The organism is Deinococcus detaillensis, assembly GCF_007280555.1.
Classification (GTDB): Bacteria; Deinococcota; Deinococci; order Deinococcales; family Deinococcaceae; genus Deinococcus; species Deinococcus detaillensis.
The window spans coordinates 1-1,767 of sequence record NZ_VKDB01000075.1 but is presented as its reverse complement, the minus strand read 5'-3'; the positions used below and the strand labels follow the sequence as shown (position 1 = coordinate 1,767).

General features: G+C 60.8%; 2 protein-coding genes and 1 pseudogene. 1 reads left to right on the top strand and 2 read right to left on the bottom strand.

Translation table 11 applies throughout. The features are described 5' to 3' along the window. A pseudogene (locus FNU79_RS18875) lies at positions 1-773 on the top strand (hypothetical protein); the annotation flags it as partial. Between the two features lie 344 nt (positions 774-1,117). On the opposite strand, the gene FNU79_RS18870 reads toward FNU79_RS18875, so the two are convergent. After that, the gene (locus FNU79_RS18870) at positions 1,118-1,396 is read right to left on the bottom strand and encodes a hypothetical protein (RefSeq protein ID WP_143722331.1); all 279 of its coding nucleotides are present in this window, start codon (positions 1,394-1,396) and stop codon (positions 1,118-1,120) included. Between the two features lie 17 nt (positions 1,397-1,413). Continuing rightward, positions 1,414-1,653, bottom strand: a complete 240-nt coding sequence (locus FNU79_RS18865; RefSeq protein WP_143722330.1) for a hypothetical protein — start codon at positions 1,651-1,653, stop codon at positions 1,414-1,416. Between the last annotated feature and the right edge of the window lie 114 nt (positions 1,654-1,767).

The window sequence follows — 1,767 nt, the reverse complement described above, 5'->3', positions numbered from 1 at the left end:
CGGAGTTCCCCGTGAGTGTCCCCACCGACGCACAGCCCACCCTTGAGAGCCGCTTCACCGACGCCCGCGACCAACTCAAAGCCTGCACCGACGCTTACGGCGTCGCGCAGGTACTCCTTAACCTGCTCGGGATTGACCGCTGTGAGGCGTATCAGGCCCTGCCCGCCATGAACCCGCGCACCCTGCGCCGGGTGACCGAGGCTCTGCCCGCTGTCACTGTCCCGGATGGTGTCCACATGTATTTGTCGGCAGTACAAAAACAAAAAGAACAAATACATGCGGACACCAACAAAATCGCCCTCCTGGACAGCGAGCAAGCGGCTCCCGAGTTGCTGCTGCCGGAGGAGTTGCAACCGGTGGTCGTGGCGGCGGTGGCGGCGCGGGTCAGTCCAATCACGGCGCTCAAGGCGGTCGTGAAGTACCGCAACTCGGTTGAACTGGTGACCCAGCGGCTGCGGGACATGAAGCGCCTGGCGCAGCACACCATCATCAGCAACCCAGGCGGCTTCTTCACCCACCTGATGCGTCAAAACAAGGACGTGGCCTTGCCGGGGATCGAGTTGGCCAAAGAGCCGCTGCCGCGTGCAGCGCGGGAAAAGAAACCACTGGTCAAGTCGCTGGAAGTCGGAGACGTGGTCAAACTCTTCGGAGCACTTTGCCGGGTGATCCGGGTCGGCGCGGCCCGCAGCGATATCGAGCATCCCGACGGCTACGAGATGGGGGAGAGCAACGACCGGCTGCTGGTTTGCCGGGGCCTGGCCGGAACCGGCTGAAGGCAGTCCCCACATCAGTGACGCTGACGTCTGAGGAGCTGATTGATCCGGAGACACCTCGACGACCCGCAGGACTGACTGCGTCGATGGGGCCAGCATATCGGTGACCCAGGGTGTATCGAATTGTCAGCTGAGCGGGAGGCTGGCGTGTGGTTGAAGTTCAATCATGCTTCACGTGGAGTGCTGTGTCAGACGAGGAGAATTGGGAACAAGTCATTCCCGCATCTCTGGAGCCTCTCTGCAGGTGTGGGGCAGCCCCATCCGGAAGATTCCTCATTCGGGACATGTTGATCGGGCGCGGGTGGCGGTGGCGGCTTAGCTTGTCTGTCCCTGCGGGGACGGGATCAGCGCAGAGTTACGGCGAGGGCGGTGTCGCGGTTGTGGTCGAGCACCGCTTGGGCCACCCCGACGGCAGCATTGACACGGGCCGACCAGCTCTCGCGGGCCAACTCAATGGTCTTTTCAGCCTGACGGCGCATCTGGGGGTCATAAATACTGACGCCCCAAGTGGCAAAAAGGTTGGCTTGAAGGTTCTTGGCGTTGTCAACGGCGGCGGTCTCGTAGTAGTCGTACAGGGTGATCTCCTTGTATGGAAGCGCCCCCGCTAAGAAAGCCGGGGGCAAAAAGGACGGGGTGGGTTTTAGTTCAGGCCGTCATTCCACGCGCCGCCCAGAAATCGGCGGACGATGAGCTTGCCTATAGGTGTGGTGGTGCCATCGGCAGTGATGACGTGGCGCTCATAGCTGTACAGATCAGTGATGGTGACTTTGCGGCCCATACGGGCAATGACTTTTCCGTAGCTCACGGCATCTTCCCAAGTGGGGGCGCTTCGCTCGCCTAGACTTCTGACGCTTTTAATGATGCATCCGCATCTGTTCATGGTGGGTCTCCTGAAAGCTGTTCCTGTGGGGACAGCACTGCGTAGGTGGAAGAAGCGTGGCCGATTTTCAGAATGAGACGACGCGCACGCGAGGCTTAGAATCCTGACTGATTT